This window comes from Streptomyces sp. SJL17-4, assembly GCF_036826855.1.
Taxonomy (GTDB): domain Bacteria; phylum Actinomycetota; class Actinomycetes; order Streptomycetales; family Streptomycetaceae; genus Streptomyces.
The window spans coordinates 3,411,091-3,426,761 of sequence record NZ_CP104578.1 but is presented as its reverse complement, the minus strand read 5'-3'; the positions used below and the strand labels follow the sequence as shown (position 1 = coordinate 3,426,761).

Sequence of the window (15,671 nt, the reverse complement as noted above, 5' to 3'; positions counted from 1 at the left end):
TTTTCGGCAGCGCTACGCGTGTAGATGTCTCCCTGGCACGATAACTTCACCCCGCCCTGCCCTCCCGCTCCCACTCCTTCCGGCCAAGGAGAGTGCGTCATCAACGCGTCCAGCCCCCCTGCCGTAGAACTGCACGGCATCACCAAGCGATTCCCCGGCGTCGTCGCCAACAAGGACATCGCGATCACGGTCCGCAAGGGCACCGTGCACGCCCTCATCGGCGAGAACGGTGCCGGCAAGTCGACCCTCATGAAGATCCTCTACGGCATGCAGAAGCCGGACGAGGGCACCATCGCGGTCGACGGCCAGCAGGTCACCTTCTCCAGCCCCGGTGACGCCATCGCGCGCGGCATCGGCATGGTGCACCAGCACTTCATGCTCGCCGACAACCTCACCGTCCTGGAGAACGTCGTCCTCGGCGGCGAGAAGCTCTACGGCATCGGCGCCAAGGCGCGGAAGAAGATCCGGGAGATCTCCGACGCGTACGGCCTCGGGGTCCGCCCCGACGCCCTCGTCGAGGACCTCGGCGTCGCCGACCGGCAGCGTGTGGAGATCCTCAAGGTCCTCTACCGCGGCGCCAAGATCCTCATCCTCGACGAGCCGACCGCCGTGCTCGTCCCGCAGGAGGTCGACGCGCTCTTCGACAACCTGCGCGAGCTCAAGTCCGAGGGCCTGACCGTCATCTTCATCTCGCACAAGCTGGGCGAGGTCCTGAAGGTCGCCGACGACATCACCGTCATCCGCCGGGGCACCACCGTCGGCACCGCCGACCCGAAGACCGCCACCACCAAGCAGCTCGCCGAGCTGATGGTCGGCAGCGAGCTGCCCTCGCCCGAGACCCGCGAGTCGACGGTCACCACCGTCCCGATGCTCCAGGTCCGGAACCTGACGCTGACCGAGGCCGGTGCCGCGGCCGCCGCCCCGCTGACCAGCGCCGCACCGCCGGACCCGGCCAGGGCCGTCGTCGTGCTGGAGGAGACGGCCGCGGGCCGCAAGCTCCTCGACGACATCTCCCTCACGATCCACAAGGGCGAGATCCTCGGCATCGCCGGTGTCGAGGGCAACGGCCAGACCGAGCTCATCGAGACCCTCATGGGCATGGCCACCCCCGACGCGGGCGTCATCACCCTCGACGGCCGGGACATCTCCAAGGTCTCGGTGCGCAAGCGCCGCGAGGGCGGCATCGGCTACATCCCCGAGGACCGCCACCGCCACGGCCTGCTCCTCGAAGCCCCCCTCTGGGAGAACCGCATCCTCGGCCACGTCACCGAGGAGCCCAACTCCAAGCGCGGCATCCTCGACCCGAAGGCCGCCCGCAAGGACACCGAGCGGATCGTGCGCGAGTACGACGTGCGCACCCCCGGCATCGACGTCACCGCGGCCTCCCTCTCCGGCGGCAACCAGCAGAAGCTGATCGTCGGCCGCGAGATGAGCCACGCGCCCAAGTTCCTGATCGCCGCCCACCCCACCCGCGGTGTGGACGTCGGCGCGCAGGCGCAGATCTGGGACGCGATCCGGGACGCCCGCCGCGAGGGTCTCGCGGTGCTGCTGATCTCCGCCGACCTGGACGAGCTGATCGGCCTCTCCGACACCCTCCGGGTCATGTACCGCGGCAAGCTCGTCGCGGACGCCGCCCCCGCCACCATCACGCCCGAGGAGCTGGGCTCCGCCATGACCGGCGCGGCCAGCGGTCACCTCGAAGGCAACGAAGAGCCCGAAGACGGTGACGCCCGATGATGAAATTCGACAAGGACAAGCTGATCCTGGGCGCGGCCGGACCGGTCCTCGCCCTGGTCTCCTCGTTCGTGCTCACCGTGCTGGTGCTGCTCGCGACGGGCCTCGACCCGATCGAGCCGATCACGCTGATGATCGACAACGCCGGGTTCGCGGACATCCAGGTCCTGATCGTCAACCAGACGGGGATCTACTACCTGGCAGCCCTGGCCGTGGCCATCGGCTTCCGGATGAACCTCTTCAACATCGGTGTCGACGGCCAGTACCGGCTCGCGGCGATGGTCTCGGCCCTCGTCGGCGCCTCGATCGAGCTGCCCGGCCCGCTGCACATCCTGCTCATCGTGCTCGTCGCGATGCTGACCGGCGCCTTCTGGGCCGGCATCGCCGGCATCCTGAAGACCACCCGCGGTGTCTCCGAGGTCGTCTCGACGATCATGCTGAACGCCATCGCGACCTCGCTGGTGGCCTGGCTGATCCTGCCGAAGAACTTCGGCGTCCAGCCGGAGGGATCGAACAACCTCACCACCGGCGAGATCTCCGAGTCCGGCTGGTTCCCCGGCATCGACATGGGCGAGGGCAACGGAGTCATCTACGGCTTCACCTTCGTCGCGCTCGCCCTCGGCGTCGTCTACTGGTTCGTCCTCAACCGCACCCGGTTCGGCTTCGACCTGCGCGCCACCGGCGCCAGCGAGTCCGCCGCCCAGGCCAGCGGCGTCGACGCCAAGAGGATGATCCTCACCTCGATGCTGCTCTCGGGTGCGCTGGCAGGCCTCGCCGGCATGCCGACGCTGCTCGGCGAGTCCCACACGTACAGCCTCGACTTCCCCGTCGGTGTCGGCTTCACCGCCATCACCATCGCGCTGCTCGGCCGGAACCACCCGGTCGGCATCTTCTTCGCGGCCCTGCTCTTCGCGTTCCTCGACAAGGCCTCCTCGTCGCTGGACACCGAGGGCTACCCGAAGGAGATCACCAAGATCATGCAGGGCATCATCGTGATCGCGGTCGTCGTCTCGTACGAGCTCGTCCGCCGTTACGGCCTCCGTCGCCAGCAGCAGAAGGTCGGCGAGGAACTCGCCGCCGGCGGCGCCATCAAGACCGACAAGGAGGTCTCGGCATGAGCACCGGCACTGTCACCAAGCCGAGCGCCGCGCCCAAGGGCGGCGGACGCCGCAAGCTCACCCTGCCGTGGATCATGCTGATCGTCGCGGCCGGTCTCCTGCTCTTCTCCTTCGTCCGGGCCGTCTCCGGGGCCAACGACCTCACCTCGGTGGGTCAGGTCTCGGGTGCGCTCAAGCTCGCCGTGCCGATCGGTCTCGCCGGTCTCGGCGGTCTGTGGGCCGAGCGCGCGGGCGTCGTCAACATCGGCCTCGAAGGCATGATGGTGCTCGGCACCTGGTTCGGCGCCTGGGCCGGATACCAGTGGGGCCCCTGGACGGGTGTCCTCGTCGGTCTCCTCGGCGGTGCGCTCGGCGGTCTGCTGCACGCGATCATCACCGTCACGTTCAACGTGAACCACATCGTCTCCGGTGTGGCGATCAACATCCTCGCGGTCGGCTTCACCCAGTACCTGTCGAACTTCACGTTCGCCGAGGCCGAGGGCGGCTCCTCCAAGCAGTCCCCCCGCATCGACCAGATCTACGAGATCACGGTGCCGGGCCTTTCGGACTGGCTGACCGATGTCCAGGGCAAGCACTGGTTCTTCGTCTCCGACCTGGCCGGCATCCTCGGCGGCCTGGTGACGAACCTGTCGCTGCTGACGATCGTCGCCCTGCTGCTGATCCCGGCCACCTGGTGGCTGCTCTGGCGCACCGCCTTCGGCCTGCGCCTGCGCTCCTGCGGTGAGAACCCGGTCGCCGCCGAGTCCCTCGGCGTGAACGTCTACAAGTACAAGTACATCGCCGTCACCGTCTCCGGCGCCCTCGCGGGTCTCGGCGGCGCGTTCCTCGCGATCGTCTCCACCGGCATCTACCAGGAGGGCCAGACCGGCGGCCGCGGCTACATCGGTCTCGCCGCGATGATCTTCGGCAACTGGATGCCCGGCGGCATGGCGCTCGGCGCGGGCCTCTTCGGCTTCACCGACAGCCTCAAGCTCCGCGGCGGCGCCGAGAACGTCCACGCGCTGCTGCTGCTCGTCGCCGTGCTCCTGCTGGTCGCCGCCCTGTGGCAGCTGTACAAGAAGAAGTACGTGGTCGGCGTGATCTCCGCGGCCTTCTCCGGCGGCTTCTTCCTCTGGTACGCGCTGACCGACGAGGTCCCGAGCCAGTTCGTCGACGCGGCCCCGTACGTCACCACCCTGCTCGTGCTCGCCCTGTCGGCGCAGCGCCTGCGCATGCCGAAGGCGGACGGCCTGCCCTACCGCAAGGGCCAGGGCAAGTGACGACCGCCCTCTCCGAGGCCGACTGGGAGGCCCTGCGGGTCACGGCGCGCGAGGCCATGTCCCGCGCGTACGCCCCGTACTCGGGCTTCCCCGTCGGCGCGGCGGCCCGTGTCGAGGACGGGCGGACGGTCTCCGGCTGCAACGTGGAGAACGCCTCGTACGGCCTCGGCCTGTGCGCCGAGTGCGGGCTCGTCTCGGCGCTCCAGGCGACCGGCGGCGGGCGTCTCACGCACTTCGTGTGCGTCGACGGCCACGGCGAGTCCCTGGTGCCGTGCGGCCGCTGCCGGCAGCTGCTGTACGAGTTCGGGGGCCCCGAGCTCGTCCTGGAGACGCCCGCCGGGTTCGTGACGCTCGCCGACATGCTGCCGCAGGCATTCGGCCCGGACCACCTCGCGAAGTAAACCTCGGAGCGGCCCTTCCGGCACGATGGGAAGGGCCGCTCCTCCTTTCCCCCTCTATGCGCGTAGAAAGAGGCACCACCATGGACGTCATCTCCGTCATCCGCACGAAGCGGGACAAGGGCGAGCTGAGCCCGGAGCAGATCGACTGGGTCATCGACGCGTACACCCGCGGTGCGGTCGCCGACGAGCAGATGTCCGCCCTGGCCATGGCCATCCTGCTGAACGGCATGAACCGCGCGGAGATCGCCCGCTGGACGGCCGCGATGATCGCGAGCGGCGAGCGCATGAACTTCGACTCCCTCTCCCGCCCGACCGCCGACAAGCACTCCACCGGCGGCGTCGGCGACAAGATCACCCTCCCGCTCGCCCCGCTCGTCGCCGCGTGCGGCGCGGCCGTCCCGCAGCTCTCCGGCCGCGGCCTCGGCCACACCGGTGGCACGCTCGACAAGCTGGAGTCCATCCCGGGCTGGCGCGCGCTGCTCTCCAACGAGGAGATGCTGCACGTCCTCGACACCACCGGTGCGGTCATCTGCGCGGCGGGCGACGGCCTGGCCCCCGCCGACAAGAAGCTGTACGCGCTCCGCGACGTCACGGGCACGGTCGAGGCGATCCCCCTCATCGCCTCCTCGATCATGTCGAAGAAGATCGCCGAGGGCACCGGCTCCCTGGTCCTCGACGTCAAGGTCGGCACCGGCGCGTTCATGAAGAACATCGAGGACGCCCGTGAGCTGGCCTCCACGATGGTCGGCCTCGGCACCGACAGCGGCGTGAAGACGGTCGCGCTGCTCACCGACATGTCCACCCCGCTCGGCCTCACCGCGGGCAACGCCCTCGAGGTCCGCGAGTCGGTCGAGGTCCTCGCGGGCGGTGGCCCGGCGGACGTCGTCGAGCTGACCATCGCGCTGGCCCGCGAGATGCTCGAAGCGGCCGGCATCAAGGACGCGGACCCGGCGAAGGCGCTGGCCGACGGCTCGGCGATGGACCACTGGCGCCGGATGATCGCGGCCCAGGGCGGCGACCCGGACGCGGCGCTCCCGGTCGCGCGCGAGCAGCACGTCGTCACGGCCCCGTCGACCGGCGTCCTCACCCGCCTGGACGCCTACGACATCGGCATCGCCGCCTGGCGCCTGGGCGCGGGCCGCGCCCGCAAGGAGGACCCGGTGCAGGCGGGCGCGGGCGTCGAGCTCCACGCGAAGCCGGGCGACACGGTGACGGCGGGCCAGCCGCTGCTGACCCTGCACACGGACACCCCGGAGAAGTTCGACTACGCCCTGAAGTCCCTGGACGCGGCCTGGGACATCGCGGCCCCGGGCACGGAGTTCACCCCGAACCCGATCGTCCTGGACCGCATCGCCTGAGGCATATGCGTCTGACACGTTCGGGTGAACGGGACCGGTGGACCATCACCGGTCCCGTTCGGCATGCTGGGATCGGTGTCACACCGAAAAGGAGACCGCCATGAGTGCACTCCCCGTCGATCCCGCTCCGGGCCCGCACTGGGACGAGCTTGTCCGCTTCTGGGAGGAGTCGGACTGGCCCGAGGGCAGCAAGGTGGAGATCATCGATGGGATCATTGTTGTGACACCACCGCCCGCCGCGCCGCACAACCGTATCGCCGAGAAGGTCCACCGCAGGCTGTACACGGTGGTCCCCGACGACTGGGGGGTCTACCAAACGCTGGGAGTCTCCCACCCGTCGCGTGGCCGCCTCTATGTCCCGGATCTCGTCGTCATGCCGGAAAGCGCCGTGGCCGAGCTGGAAGGGAGCGAGTCCGCGCCCCTCACGGCGGCTGAACTGATTGTAGAGATCACGTCGCTCTCCAATGCGAGCTACGACAGGATGAACAAAGCGGCTGCCTATGCGGAGGCCCAGGTGCCGCTCTATCTCCTCATTGACCGCTTCGCTCCCGCCGGTCCGACCGTCACGCTCTACGGGGAACCCAAGGGTGACGTCTACCAGGAGCTCCAGAGGGGCAAGTTTGGCGAGGAGATCCACATCCCCGTCCCCTTCGACCTCACGATCGACACCAGCAACTTCCCTTTCGGTTAGTTGCGCCCGAGCAGCCCCACCAGCTCCCGCATGTCGTCGAAGACCACCGTGTGCGGGCCCATCAGCCGGTCGGCGCGCGTCAGCCCGCCGCAGTAGCCGAAAGCGCGCATGCCGGCCGCGCGGGCCGCCTGCACGCCGTACGGGCTGTCCTCCACCACCGCGCAGCGCTCCGGCGGGACGCCCATCGTGGCCGCGGCGTGCAGGAAGAGGTCCGGAGCCGGCTTGCCCCGGGCGACGTCATGGGCGCTGAACATCCGGCCCTCGAAGCGGTCGAGCAGACCCGTCCGCCCCAGGTTCTTCCGTATCCCGGCGTGGCTGCTGTTGGAGGCGAGGCAGTACGGGACCTTCAGGGCGTCCAGGACGTCCGTGACGCCCTCCACCGCCGTCAGCTCCGCGTCGAGCACGTCGTCGTACCGCTGCCTGAAGGGCGCCTGCCAGCCGGGCTCCAGCGGGCGGCCACGGCGCTCCTCCACGATCGCGGTGAGCATCTCGTGGGACGAGCCGACGAAGTACTCGACCACCTCCGCCTCGGTGAACTCCGCCCCGAGGGACGCGAACACCTCCCGGTCCACGCGGCAGTAGAGCCGCTCGCTGTCCACCAGAACACCGTCACAGTCGAAGATCACCAGTTCGACAGGCTCGTGAGTCATGATCCAGAGCCTATGCGGTGGCCGGGCACCGATGAGTTCCGGTCCCTCCGCCGGTCACCAGGCATGTGGACACCAGTCAACCGCTCGTCGTGACCCTGACCGCCCGCCCCACCGGGGACGAGGTGGCGCAACTCTGTGCCGAGATCCGGGCCGCCCCGCCGGGGGAGGTGGTCTGCGAGGTCGGCGCGCTCGCGCCCGCCGACCTCGCCGCCGTCGACGCCCTCGCCCGGCTGAAACTCGCCGCCGGGCGGCGGGGGCATCGGATCCGCTTCCACGGAGCGGGACCCGACCTCCGGGCCCTGCTCCTGCTCACCGGCCTCGACGGGACGCTCGGGCTCTAGAGGTGTTTAGACCTCCAGCCGGGCCGGCAGGTCGAAGAGCGGGAACCAGCGCTCGGTGTCCAGGAAGAAGTCCATCCCGGCGACCTTGCCGTCGCGCAGCTCCAGGACGATCAGCGCCCACGGGCTGAAGCCGCCCGACGGGTCCGGGTGGTACTGCGCGAACGCCGGGGAGCCGTTCGCCACGGTCGGCACCAGCTTCGAGCCGGCGCACACCTCGCCGACGCCCAGCATCCAGCCGACGATGTCGTCGTGCCCCTGGAGCCAGAGGTCGTACGGCGGCATGGACATGGTCGCGTCCTCGTGGAGGAGCGCGGTCAGCGCCTTCATGTCGTAGCCCTCGAACGCGGCGACGTACCGCTCGAGGAGCGCCTTCTGCTCCTCGTCGAGCGGGTTGGCCGTGTCGGAGGCGGCCGGCGCCTGCTCGGCCAGCGTCGCGCGGGCCCGCTGGAGGGCGCTGTTGACCGAGGCGACGGAGGTGTCGAGGAGCTCGGCGACCTCGCTCGCCTTCCAGGCGAGCACCTCCCGCAGGATGAGCACCGCCCGCTGCTTCGGCGGCAGATGCTGGAGCGCGGCCACGAACGCGAGCCGTACGGTCTCCCGGGAGACGGCCGTCTCCGCCGGGTCGGCGACCGAGGGCAGTACCCGCCCGTCGGGAATCGGCTCCAGCCAGGTGATCTCCGGCTGCTTGACGAGCTGCGCCTGCGCGACCGGCGTCGGAGCGGTCAGGTCCATCGGCCGTGCCCTCCGGTTGCCCGCGTTCAGCGCGTCCAGACAGACGTTGGTGGCGATCCGGTAGAGCCAGGACCGCAGTGAGGAGCGCCCCTCGAAGGAGTCGATGGCCTTCCAGGCCCGCACCATCGTGTCCTGCACCGCGTCCTCGGCCTCGAAGGAGGACCCGAGCATCCGGTAGCAGTAACCGGTCAGCTCCCGGCGGTACGTGTCGAGTTGGTCGGTCGTCGCGGTCGCGGCGTCGCTCATCGGGTCCACACCCCACTCACCCCTCACCGGCACCCGTTCGGTGCCGGTGAGAGGGAAGCTACCGCAGCCGACTGACAGTCGGGGTCAGGTTCCCGGCTTGCGTCCGTAGATGAAGACGTCGTCGCCGTTCCTGAGCAGGTTCCAGTACGCCTTGGCGTCCGCCGAGCGCATGTTGACGCAGCCGCCGGAACCCGGCGGGTTCCACATGGACTTGGTCGTCGAGTGGAAGGCCTGCCCGCCGTCGAAGAACTGCGAGTACGGCATGGAGACGTGGTAGATCGTCGACCAGTGGTTGATGTTCCGCCAGTAGATCTTCTTCGACCCGGTCCGGGTCTCGGTGCCGTCCTTGCCCGTACGGACCGGCACGGGCCCGTACTTGAGGCGCGAGCCGTCCTGGATCCAGCTCAGCTGGCGGGTGAGGTCGACGCACGCGATCCGGCCCCGGTTGGTCGGACACTTGCGGTCCTTGTTGGGGTTGGACCCCGCCGCCTTCTGCTGGATCATCGTGTTCATCGTGCGCCAGGTGATCGTCCCGGCGTACCCCGCGGTCGGGGTGATGCCGTGCTTCCGCTGGAAGGCCTGGATGGCCTGGCAGTCGGCGAGCGACTGGCGGCCGTCGACGGTCCGCCCGAGGAACTTCTCCACCTGCTTCTGGTACGGGCCCGTCGTCACGTTGCAGGACGCCGCCTGCGCCGGAGCCGCACCGAGCGCGATCGTCATCGGCACCACCAGTGAGGTGAGGCCGGCCGCGATTCCCGCTCTCTTCCCTATTCGACCCGCGATTCTCTTCATGATCGTCAACTCCCCCTTGAGTCCTATCAGTCAGGACGTCAGGGGGAGCGACTCAGTTGCAGCGGAATCCGCCGGAATCAGCAGGATGTGACGAGCTGGACCCGCCGCGCCTCCACGCGCGCGCTGTGGCTGCCGTACAGCGTCACCGAGACGACGCCGAGGACCGCGACGAGGCCGATCAGGACCGTGCCGGCCCACCCGCCCGCGTGGAACGCGATCGCGCCGAGCGTGCCGCCCGCGCTGCTGCCGATGTAGTACGCCGACTGGTAGAGCGCCGAGGCCTGCGCGCGGCCCGTCGTGGCCGTACGGCTCACCGAGGAGGAGGCGACCGCGTGGCCCGCGAAGAAGCCGGCGGTGATCAGGACGAGGCCCGCGAGGACCGCGGGCAGCGCGTCGGAGAGCGAGAGCAGCAGGCCCGCGGCGGTGGTCGAGACCGCCAGGTAGAGCGCCCCGCGCCGGCCGAGCCGGCCGACGAGCCGGCCCGCGGCCGCGGAGGAGACCGTACCGACCAGGTAGATCAGGAAGATCGAGCCGATCACGCCCTGCGGCAGCGAGAACGGGGCCTCGACCAGGCGGTAGCCGATGACGGTGTACACCGCGCCGAACACCGTCATGAACAGGGCGCCGATCACGTAGAGCCGCATGAGCAGCGGGTCCGCGAGGTGCGTCCGCACGGTCCGGGCGAGCGCCTTCGGGTCGAGCGTGCCGGGCGTGAAGTGCCGTGCCTTCGGCAGCAGCGCCCGGAAGGCCAGCGCGCACAGCAGGGACGTCAGACCGACCGCGGCCAGACCCGCCCGCCAGCCCCACATCTGGGCCACCCAGCCCGTCACCAGACGGCCGCTCATGCCGCCGATCGAGTTGCCCGCCACGAACAGACCGATCGCGGCGATCAGCGCCTTGGGGCGGACCTCCTCGGCGAGGAAGGCCATCGCGGAGGCCGGCAGCCCGGCGAGCGCGGCGCCCTGGATCGAGCGGAGGGCGATCAGGGACTCCAGGTTCGGGGCGAGCGGCACGAGGAGGGCGATGCCGACCGCGACGGACAGGGAGGCGATCATCATCGCGCGTCGCCCGAAGCGCTCGGAGAGGGCGCTGAGCGGCAGCACACACAGGGCGAGGGCGCCGGTCGCGGCCGAGACCGTCCAGGAGGCGGCGGAGGCGGTGGCGCCGAACTCGGCCGAGATGGCCGGGAGGAGGGCCTGTGTGGAGTAGAGGAGCGCGAAGGCGGCGAGGCCGGCGGCGAAGAACGCGAGGCTCATGCGGCGGTAACCGGCGGCGCCGGGGGCGAGGCGGGTGTCGGCAGGGGCGAGGCGGGTGTCGGCGGACGCGTGGGTGGCGGCCGCCTTGGTACTGGCGGAAGGCATGTCACGAACGTAGGACGCCCCGCTTCATGCGTCCAATGCACGGAACTGCTGTAATCGTTCCCATGGTGCATGAGTACAGGTCACAGCATCGCCTGTCACCGAACAGTAACGAAGAAGACATGGGACTGCTGCTCGCGCCGCGGCTCGCGTACTTCGCCGCCGTCGCCCGGCACGAGCATGTGACCAGGGCCGCGGCCGAGATGGGCGTCCCGCAGTCCACGCTCTCCCGGGCGATGGTCCGGCTCGAACAGGACCTCGGCGTCACCCTCTTCGCCCGCCGCGGCCGCACCGTCTCCCTCACCCCCGCCGGGCGCCGCTTCCTCACCGCCGCCGAACGGGCGCTCGCCGAGGTGGAGCGGGCCGCCGACACCGTACGGGCCGACGCCGACCCCACCGCGGGCCGCGTCGCCTTCGGCTTCCTCCACACCATGGGCTCCGAGACCGTCCCCGGTCTCATCCGCGCCTTCCGCGTCGACCACCCGAAGATCCGCTTCACCCTCGTCCAGAACTACGGCGAGGCCATGATCGAGCGTCTCCGGGCCGGTGACCTCGACCTCTGCCTGACCTCGCCGGTGCCGGACGCCCCCGACCTGGTCGCCCGGCGCCTCGACGAGCAGCGGCTCCGGCTCGTCGTCCCCGACGACCACCGGCTCGCGGGCCGCAAGCGCGTCCGCCTCGCCGAGGCCGCCGACGAGACCTTCGTGACCCTGGAACCGGGGTACGGGCTCCGCCGCATCACCGACGACCTGTGCGCGGACGCCGGCTTCAAGCCCCGGGTCGCCTTCGAGGGCGAGGAGACCGAGACCCTCCGCGGCCTGGTCGCCGCCGGCCTCGGCGTCGCCCTGCTGCCGCCCCCGGCCGTGCCGCGCCCCGGCGTCGTCGAACTCACCGTCACCGCGCCGCGCGCGGTCCGCGAGATCGGCGTCGCCTGGCTGGACGGCCACCCGGACACGGCCCCGGTGGCCGCCTTCAAGAAGTTCCTGCTGAGCAAGCGCGGCCATCTGCTCCCGAAGGAGCCCGCGGCGCCGCTGCTCCCGGCCGAGGCCGACGCGCGGGAGCCCTCACCTCCGGAGTGAGCCCTCACCTCCGGAGTGAGCCCTCACCTCCAGCGTGAGCCCTCACCTCCGGAGCGAGCCCCCGAAACCCGCCGCGAGCGGCATCCGCAGGCCGAGCGGCGGGGGAGCGGCCATCGCGTCGGTCACCGGCCGGGCGACCGGCCGGGCGAAGAGCGCCCCGAGGACGAAGTCGGCGGCGAGCGCCCGCACCTCGTCCGCGTACTGCCGCAGCGCGTGTCCGTCCGAGTGCACCTCGAACCGGCAGGTGTCGCGGTTCGCCTTCTTCGCCCGCGCGGCGTACCGGAACGACAACTCCGGGTCCGTACGGGCGTCGTTCGTGCCGTGCACGAGCAGCACCCGGCGCCCCACCAGCTGCCGTACGGCCTCCGGCTCCGCCGCCATGTCGTCCTCCGGAAGCCACGGGGCGAGCGCGAGGACCGCGCCGACCGCGCCGTGCCCGGCGGCCCGCAGCGCCGCCCTGCCGCCGAGGCCGTGGCCGACGAGACAGACCGGGACGTCGCCGTAGCGCCGTACGGCCTCGGCGACGGCCCAGGAGGCGTCCGCCGCGAGGTTCGCGTCGGCGCCGTTCCAGCCGCGCCCCCGGTAGCGCACCACATGGGCGACGAGCCCCTCGGAGCGGCCCGCCCGGACCAGTCCGCGCCCGAGCGGCAGCATCGCCGCGTGCGCCAGCGTGGAGGCGCGCCGCCCCGATGTCGGCTCGCCGTCCGGAAGGAGCAGCACCACGCCGCCCACCGCCGCCGACGTGCGGGAACCTCCAACAGGCCGACCGAGCCGGGGTCTCCGGGCGTCGGGCGGCCCCACGAGTGCGAAGTGCGCCATGACAGAACAGTCTCAGAAGGAGAGGTGTACGCCAGTCGTACGCGCGGTCTCTGTTACGTATCGCCCGGCGGGGCACCGCCGTTCGGCCGGAGTTCAGTACGTGACGGTGATACGCCGCGCGGGGCCGTCGACGCGGATCGGGCCACCGCACGGGAGCACCAGCTGCGGGTCGGTGTGCCCGAAGTCGACGTCGAAGACCGCCATGGTCCCGGGTGCGTATTCGCCCAACGCCCGCAGCACCGCCTCGCGTTGGGCCTTCCGGTACGCGGTCCGGGCCGGCGGCTCCAGCGGCTGCTCGAAGCTCCAGCTCTTGGCCCGGGCCATCAGGAGGGCGGGGAACTGCCGCAGCAGCCCGCGCTCTCCCATGTTCCGCAGGATCCGGTACACCTCGTCGGCGCTCGGCATCTCCTCGGAGGTCTCCAGGAAGAGCACCTGCCCCGCGTACTCCTCGACCGGCCGGATCTCCCGGTCGGCCATCAGCATCCAGGCCAGGATCTCCAGGCAGCCGCCCCAGCCGATGCCGGTGACCACCCGGTCGGCGTGGTGCCAGAACCAGCCCTCGCCCGGCTCCATCGCAGGTTCCCGCGCGAAGGTCTCCGGCGCGCCCCAATGCCCGTTGACGTCGCCGACGTCCGCCGACGGCGTCAGCTCGTACGGGCCGGAGCCGAGCAGCGCGGCCCGCAGGGAGTCCACCGTCCGCGGGTGGAGCGCCCCGGGCCGGCCGAGCTCCACCATCACCAAACCGCCGTGATAGCTCACGACGCCGAGGTTGCGTAGGAGGAGCAGGAGGTTGGTGTTGTCGCTGTACCCGAAGAACGGCTTGGGGTGGGCGCGGATCAGCTCCCGGTCCAGATGGGGGAGCACGGTGATCTGGTCCTCGCCGCCGATGCTCGCGATGACGGCCTTGATCTCCGGGTCGGCGAACGCGGCGTTCAGGTCGGCGGCGCGCTCCCGGGGCGTCGAGCCCCAGGTGCGGGTGGTCGGGTACTCGACCGGGATCAGGCCGAACTCCTTCCGTAACCGGTCGAGCCCGAGCGTGTAGGGCTGCGGGAAGACCCCGGGCAGACCGCCCGACGGGGAGACGATCGCGACCTTGTCGCCGGGGCGGGGCTTGGGCGGATGTATGGGCGTCGGCATGCGGCTACGCCCTCTCGAAGTAGTGGATGGTGTCGACGACCGTGAAGCCCCTCCGCCCGTACCAGCGGTGCGGCCACTTCGCCTCGTTCGCGCTCAGGAAGCGGAGATCGCAGCCGGCCTCGGCCGCGAGGTGCAGCGCCGTGTCGAGGACCCGTCCGGCGTGGCCCTGCCCGAGGTGTGCCTCGGCGGTGACCAGGTCCTCGACGCGGGCGATCCCGGCCGACGGGTCGAGGAACAGGTCGGCCCACGACGCCACCTCGCCGTCCTCGGTGTACGCGGCGAGGAACCGTGCGTCCTCGGCGGCCCCGAGCCGGGCCGTCCGCCGCTCCACCAGGTGGTGGACCTCCTCGTCGGACACCCCGGGCACGAACCGGCGCCAGGCCGCCGCGACGGGCGCGCGCAGCTCCTCGAGACCCACCCTCCGGGCCCCGCCGTGCGCCGGGACCGGCCCGGTGTGCCGCATGAGGAACGTGGTTCCATGGGCGTAACCGGCCCGCTCCAGCGGGCCCCGGCAGGCGGCCGCGACCTCCTCGTCGACGACGTACACGAGCCGGTACGGAAGATGGCCGAGCAACTCCTCGGCCCGCGCGGGCAGCGCCTCGGGGTCGGTCGCGCCGTCGACCAGCACGTGGTTGTTGCCCCGGGAGTACGTGTACCGGTCGTCGAGCGCGGCGAAGCCACCGGGGAAGTCGACGACCCGGTCCGCCTGACGACGGTGGAAGCCGGACAGGAAGCCGTGGATGCGCGGCAGTTCGACGTCGGTCGGTCGATAGGTCATGCCGGCAGCCTAGGAGTCACCCCGTCGACGCGACAGTCCGCACCGTCTGCGCGGACAGGCTGCGCAGACGCTCGGCGAGGCGCCCGCAGCGTGCTCCGAGTGCGATCAGGAAGGCCGTGGGGAGGAACACCGCGTCGCAGACGACCATGGCCAGCGACAGGAAGGGGATGCCCAGGACGACGGCGATTCCCAGGTGTTCGGCGATCATCACGGCCAGCAGGGCGTTCTTCACCCTGCGGTTGGCCAGGGTGAAGGGGAAGGCCACCTGCGCCATGACGGTGAGGTAGGTGAGGGCCAGGACCAGCAGCGTGCTGCCGGCCAGGAACGCGGAGAGCGCGGGCCACGGTGCGAAGTAGTCGAGGTGGAGGGCGTAGTAGAGGGCGCTGCCCTCCTGCCACCGGCTCCCCTGGATCTTGTACCAGCCGGCGGTCGCGTAGATGAGGCAGACCTGGGCCGCGATGGCGAGCATCGCACAGTTGTGGAGCATCGAGGCCGCCGCGTCGAGCACGGCACGCGCCTCGTGCCGGGGGAACCGGAAGTCCGCCGCGTACCAGAGGCCCTGGACGGCCCACAGGGTCCAGAAGACCAGGGCCCAGCCGCGGGTGGGGTGCGAGGACAGCGGGATGAGCACCGCCCCGGCCACCGCCCACAGGAGCAGGCCGGCCCGGTCGTGGCCCGGCAGTCCCGCCCGGCGGCGCGCGCGGCGGGCGTCGAGCGACCACACCTGGGCGCAGCGGGTGAAGACCAGGTAGATGACCATGATCCGGACGACGTTGTCGCCACCGTCCCCGACGAGGGTGTTGCGGTTGATGATCGACAGAACGCCGCCCATGAGCAGGACGGAGGTGCCGCGGGTCCGCCAGCCCAGCAGGACGGCGAGCGCGGCGGCGATCGTCACGGCGTAGACGGTCTCGAACCAGAGGCCGTCGTCTCCCCACGCCAGCACGGTGAAGGTGCCCTCTTCGCGGATCAGGACCTGGGCCAGGTCGAAGGAGAGCGCGCTCCGGTTGCCGTACAGGACATGGCGGTTAGGCCACTCCCGCACGAGGAAGGCCAGAACGACGGCGGAGAGTCCGATCCTGAGGAAGGCGGCCTGGTAGGGGGCCCTGACGGTGGTGATCGTGGTCAGGAGCCGCGAGAGGCGCTCGGTGGGCCGCGCGGCCGTGGCGATGGTCATG

16 protein-coding genes are annotated in these 15,671 nt (G+C 70.9%); 8 read left to right on the top strand and 8 right to left on the bottom strand.

Annotation, left to right across the window (positions count from 1 at the left end; genetic code table 11):
* Nucleotides 1-24 precede the first annotated feature (24 nt).
* The 6 genes from N5875_RS14970 (at nucleotide 25) to N5875_RS14945 (ending at nucleotide 6,561) form a co-directional block, all read left to right on the top strand.
* Complete coding sequence (locus N5875_RS14970) at nucleotides 25-1,737, top strand: ABC transporter ATP-binding protein (protein WP_338494287.1); 1,713 nt, start codon at nucleotides 25-27, stop codon at nucleotides 1,735-1,737.
* A complete protein-coding gene (locus N5875_RS14965) occupies nucleotides 1,734-2,852 on the top strand; it encodes an ABC transporter permease (RefSeq protein ID WP_318208824.1) in 1,119 nt (372 codons plus the stop codon). The genes N5875_RS14970 and N5875_RS14965 overlap by 4 nt, the downstream gene beginning before the upstream one ends.
* Nucleotides 2,849-4,111: an ABC transporter permease gene (locus N5875_RS14960; protein WP_318208825.1), complete on the top strand. Its 1,263-nt coding sequence runs from the start codon at nucleotides 2,849-2,851 to the stop codon at nucleotides 4,109-4,111. Before N5875_RS14965 ends, N5875_RS14960 begins: the two co-directional genes overlap by 4 nt.
* On the top strand, nucleotides 4,108-4,512 hold the full coding sequence (locus N5875_RS14955) for a cytidine deaminase (protein ID WP_338494285.1): 405 nt from the start codon (nucleotides 4,108-4,110) through the stop codon (nucleotides 4,510-4,512). Before N5875_RS14960 ends, N5875_RS14955 begins: the two co-directional genes overlap by 4 nt.
* A gap of 80 nt (nucleotides 4,513-4,592) precedes the next feature.
* On the top strand, nucleotides 4,593-5,870 hold the full coding sequence (locus N5875_RS14950) for a thymidine phosphorylase (RefSeq protein ID WP_318208827.1): 1,278 nt from the start codon (nucleotides 4,593-4,595) through the stop codon (nucleotides 5,868-5,870).
* Nucleotides 5,871-5,970: 100 nt separating this feature from the next.
* On the top strand, nucleotides 5,971-6,561 hold the full coding sequence (locus N5875_RS14945) for a Uma2 family endonuclease (RefSeq protein WP_338494282.1): 591 nt from the start codon (nucleotides 5,971-5,973) through the stop codon (nucleotides 6,559-6,561).
* Here N5875_RS14945 and N5875_RS14940 read toward each other — a convergent pair.
* Nucleotides 6,558-7,211 carry an HAD family hydrolase gene (locus N5875_RS14940; protein ID WP_338494280.1) on the bottom strand — a complete coding sequence of 218 codons (654 nt, stop codon included), beginning with the start codon at nucleotides 7,209-7,211 and terminating at the stop codon, nucleotides 6,558-6,560. The two genes, N5875_RS14945 and N5875_RS14940, sit on opposite strands and share 4 nt — an antisense overlap.
* 65 nt (nucleotides 7,212-7,276) lie before the next feature.
* On the opposite strand from N5875_RS14940, the gene N5875_RS14935 reads away from it, so the two are divergent.
* Complete coding sequence (locus tag N5875_RS14935) at nucleotides 7,277-7,552, top strand: STAS domain-containing protein (protein WP_338494278.1); 276 nt, start codon at nucleotides 7,277-7,279, stop codon at nucleotides 7,550-7,552.
* Between the two features lie 6 nt (nucleotides 7,553-7,558).
* On the opposite strand, the gene N5875_RS14930 is transcribed toward N5875_RS14935, so the two are convergent.
* The 3 genes from N5875_RS14930 to N5875_RS14920 form a co-directional block, all read right to left on the bottom strand.
* Nucleotides 7,559-8,530: a sigma-70 family RNA polymerase sigma factor gene (locus N5875_RS14930; protein WP_338494277.1), complete on the bottom strand. Its 972-nt coding sequence runs from the start codon at nucleotides 8,528-8,530 to the stop codon at nucleotides 7,559-7,561.
* An 84-nt stretch (nucleotides 8,531-8,614) separates the two neighbouring features.
* Nucleotides 8,615-9,322, bottom strand: coding sequence for a L,D-transpeptidase family protein (locus N5875_RS14925; protein WP_318208831.1), 708 nt, complete (start codon nucleotides 9,320-9,322; stop codon nucleotides 8,615-8,617).
* Between the two features lie 77 nt (nucleotides 9,323-9,399).
* Nucleotides 9,400-10,683: an MFS transporter gene (locus N5875_RS14920; protein WP_318208832.1), complete on the bottom strand. Its 1,284-nt coding sequence runs from the start codon at nucleotides 10,681-10,683 to the stop codon at nucleotides 9,400-9,402.
* 62 nt (nucleotides 10,684-10,745) lie between these two features.
* Here N5875_RS14920 and N5875_RS14915 point away from each other — a divergent pair, with 62 nt between their 5' ends.
* Nucleotides 10,746-11,759, top strand: coding sequence for a LysR family transcriptional regulator (locus tag N5875_RS14915; RefSeq protein ID WP_318208833.1), 1,014 nt, complete (start codon nucleotides 10,746-10,748; stop codon nucleotides 11,757-11,759).
* Nucleotides 11,760-11,801: 42 nt separating this feature from the next.
* Here the strand turns inward: N5875_RS14915 and N5875_RS14910 are convergent, their stop codons facing one another.
* The 4 genes from N5875_RS14910 to N5875_RS14895 all read right to left on the bottom strand — a co-directional run bounded on the left by N5875_RS14910 (nucleotide 11,802) and on the right by N5875_RS14895 (nucleotide 15,670).
* A complete protein-coding gene (locus tag N5875_RS14910) occupies nucleotides 11,802-12,578 on the bottom strand; it encodes an alpha/beta hydrolase (protein WP_318208834.1) in 777 nt (258 codons plus the stop codon).
* Nucleotides 12,579-12,671: 93 nt separating this feature from the next.
* Nucleotides 12,672-13,715: an LD-carboxypeptidase gene (locus tag N5875_RS14905; protein WP_318208835.1), complete on the bottom strand. Its 1,044-nt coding sequence runs from the start codon at nucleotides 13,713-13,715 to the stop codon at nucleotides 12,672-12,674.
* Nucleotides 13,716-13,719: 4 nt separating this feature from the next.
* On the bottom strand, nucleotides 13,720-14,493 hold the full coding sequence (locus N5875_RS14900; RefSeq protein WP_338494273.1) for a GNAT family N-acetyltransferase: 774 nt from the start codon (nucleotides 14,491-14,493) through the stop codon (nucleotides 13,720-13,722).
* 16 nt (nucleotides 14,494-14,509) lie between these two features.
* Nucleotides 14,510-15,670 carry an HTTM domain-containing protein gene (locus N5875_RS14895; protein WP_338494271.1) on the bottom strand — a complete coding sequence of 387 codons (1,161 nt, stop codon included), beginning with the start codon at nucleotides 15,668-15,670 and terminating at the stop codon, nucleotides 14,510-14,512.
* Between the last annotated feature and the right edge of the window lies 1 nt (nucleotide 15,671).

Excerpts from the sequence above, each read along its gene's own strand:
- N5875_RS14970 (WP_338494287.1), top strand. The coding sequence starts at position 25 with ATGTCTCCCTGGCACGATAACTTCACCCCGCCCTGCCCTCCCGCTCCC.
- N5875_RS14965 (WP_318208824.1), top strand. The coding sequence starts at position 1,734 with ATGATGAAATTCGACAAGGACAAGCTGATCCTGGGCGCGGCCGGACCG.
- N5875_RS14960 (WP_318208825.1), top strand. The coding sequence starts at position 2,849 with ATGAGCACCGGCACTGTCACCAAGCCGAGCGCCGCGCCCAAGGGCGGC.
- N5875_RS14950 (WP_318208827.1), top strand. The coding sequence starts at position 4,593 with ATGGACGTCATCTCCGTCATCCGCACGAAGCGGGACAAGGGCGAGCTG.
- N5875_RS14945 (WP_338494282.1), top strand. The coding sequence starts at position 5,971 with ATGAGTGCACTCCCCGTCGATCCCGCTCCGGGCCCGCACTGGGACGAG.
- N5875_RS14940 (WP_338494280.1), bottom strand. The coding sequence starts at position 7,211 with ATGACTCACGAGCCTGTCGAACTGGTGATCTTCGACTGTGACGGTGTT.
- N5875_RS14930 (WP_338494277.1), bottom strand. The coding sequence starts at position 8,530 with ATGAGCGACGCCGCGACCGCGACGACCGACCAACTCGACACGTACCGC.
- N5875_RS14925 (WP_318208831.1), bottom strand. The coding sequence starts at position 9,322 with ATGAAGAGAATCGCGGGTCGAATAGGGAAGAGAGCGGGAATCGCGGCC.
- N5875_RS14920 (WP_318208832.1), bottom strand. The coding sequence starts at position 10,683 with ATGCCTTCCGCCAGTACCAAGGCGGCCGCCACCCACGCGTCCGCCGAC.
- N5875_RS14915 (WP_318208833.1), top strand. The coding sequence starts at position 10,746 with ATGGTGCATGAGTACAGGTCACAGCATCGCCTGTCACCGAACAGTAAC.
- N5875_RS14910 (WP_318208834.1), bottom strand. The coding sequence starts at position 12,578 with ATGGCGCACTTCGCACTCGTGGGGCCGCCCGACGCCCGGAGACCCCGG.
- N5875_RS14905 (WP_318208835.1), bottom strand. The coding sequence starts at position 13,715 with ATGCCGACGCCCATACATCCGCCCAAGCCCCGCCCCGGCGACAAGGTC.
- N5875_RS14900 (WP_338494273.1), bottom strand. The coding sequence starts at position 14,493 with ATGACCTATCGACCGACCGACGTCGAACTGCCGCGCATCCACGGCTTC.
- N5875_RS14895 (WP_338494271.1), bottom strand. The coding sequence starts at position 15,670 with ATGACCATCGCCACGGCCGCGCGGCCCACCGAGCGCCTCTCGCGGCTC.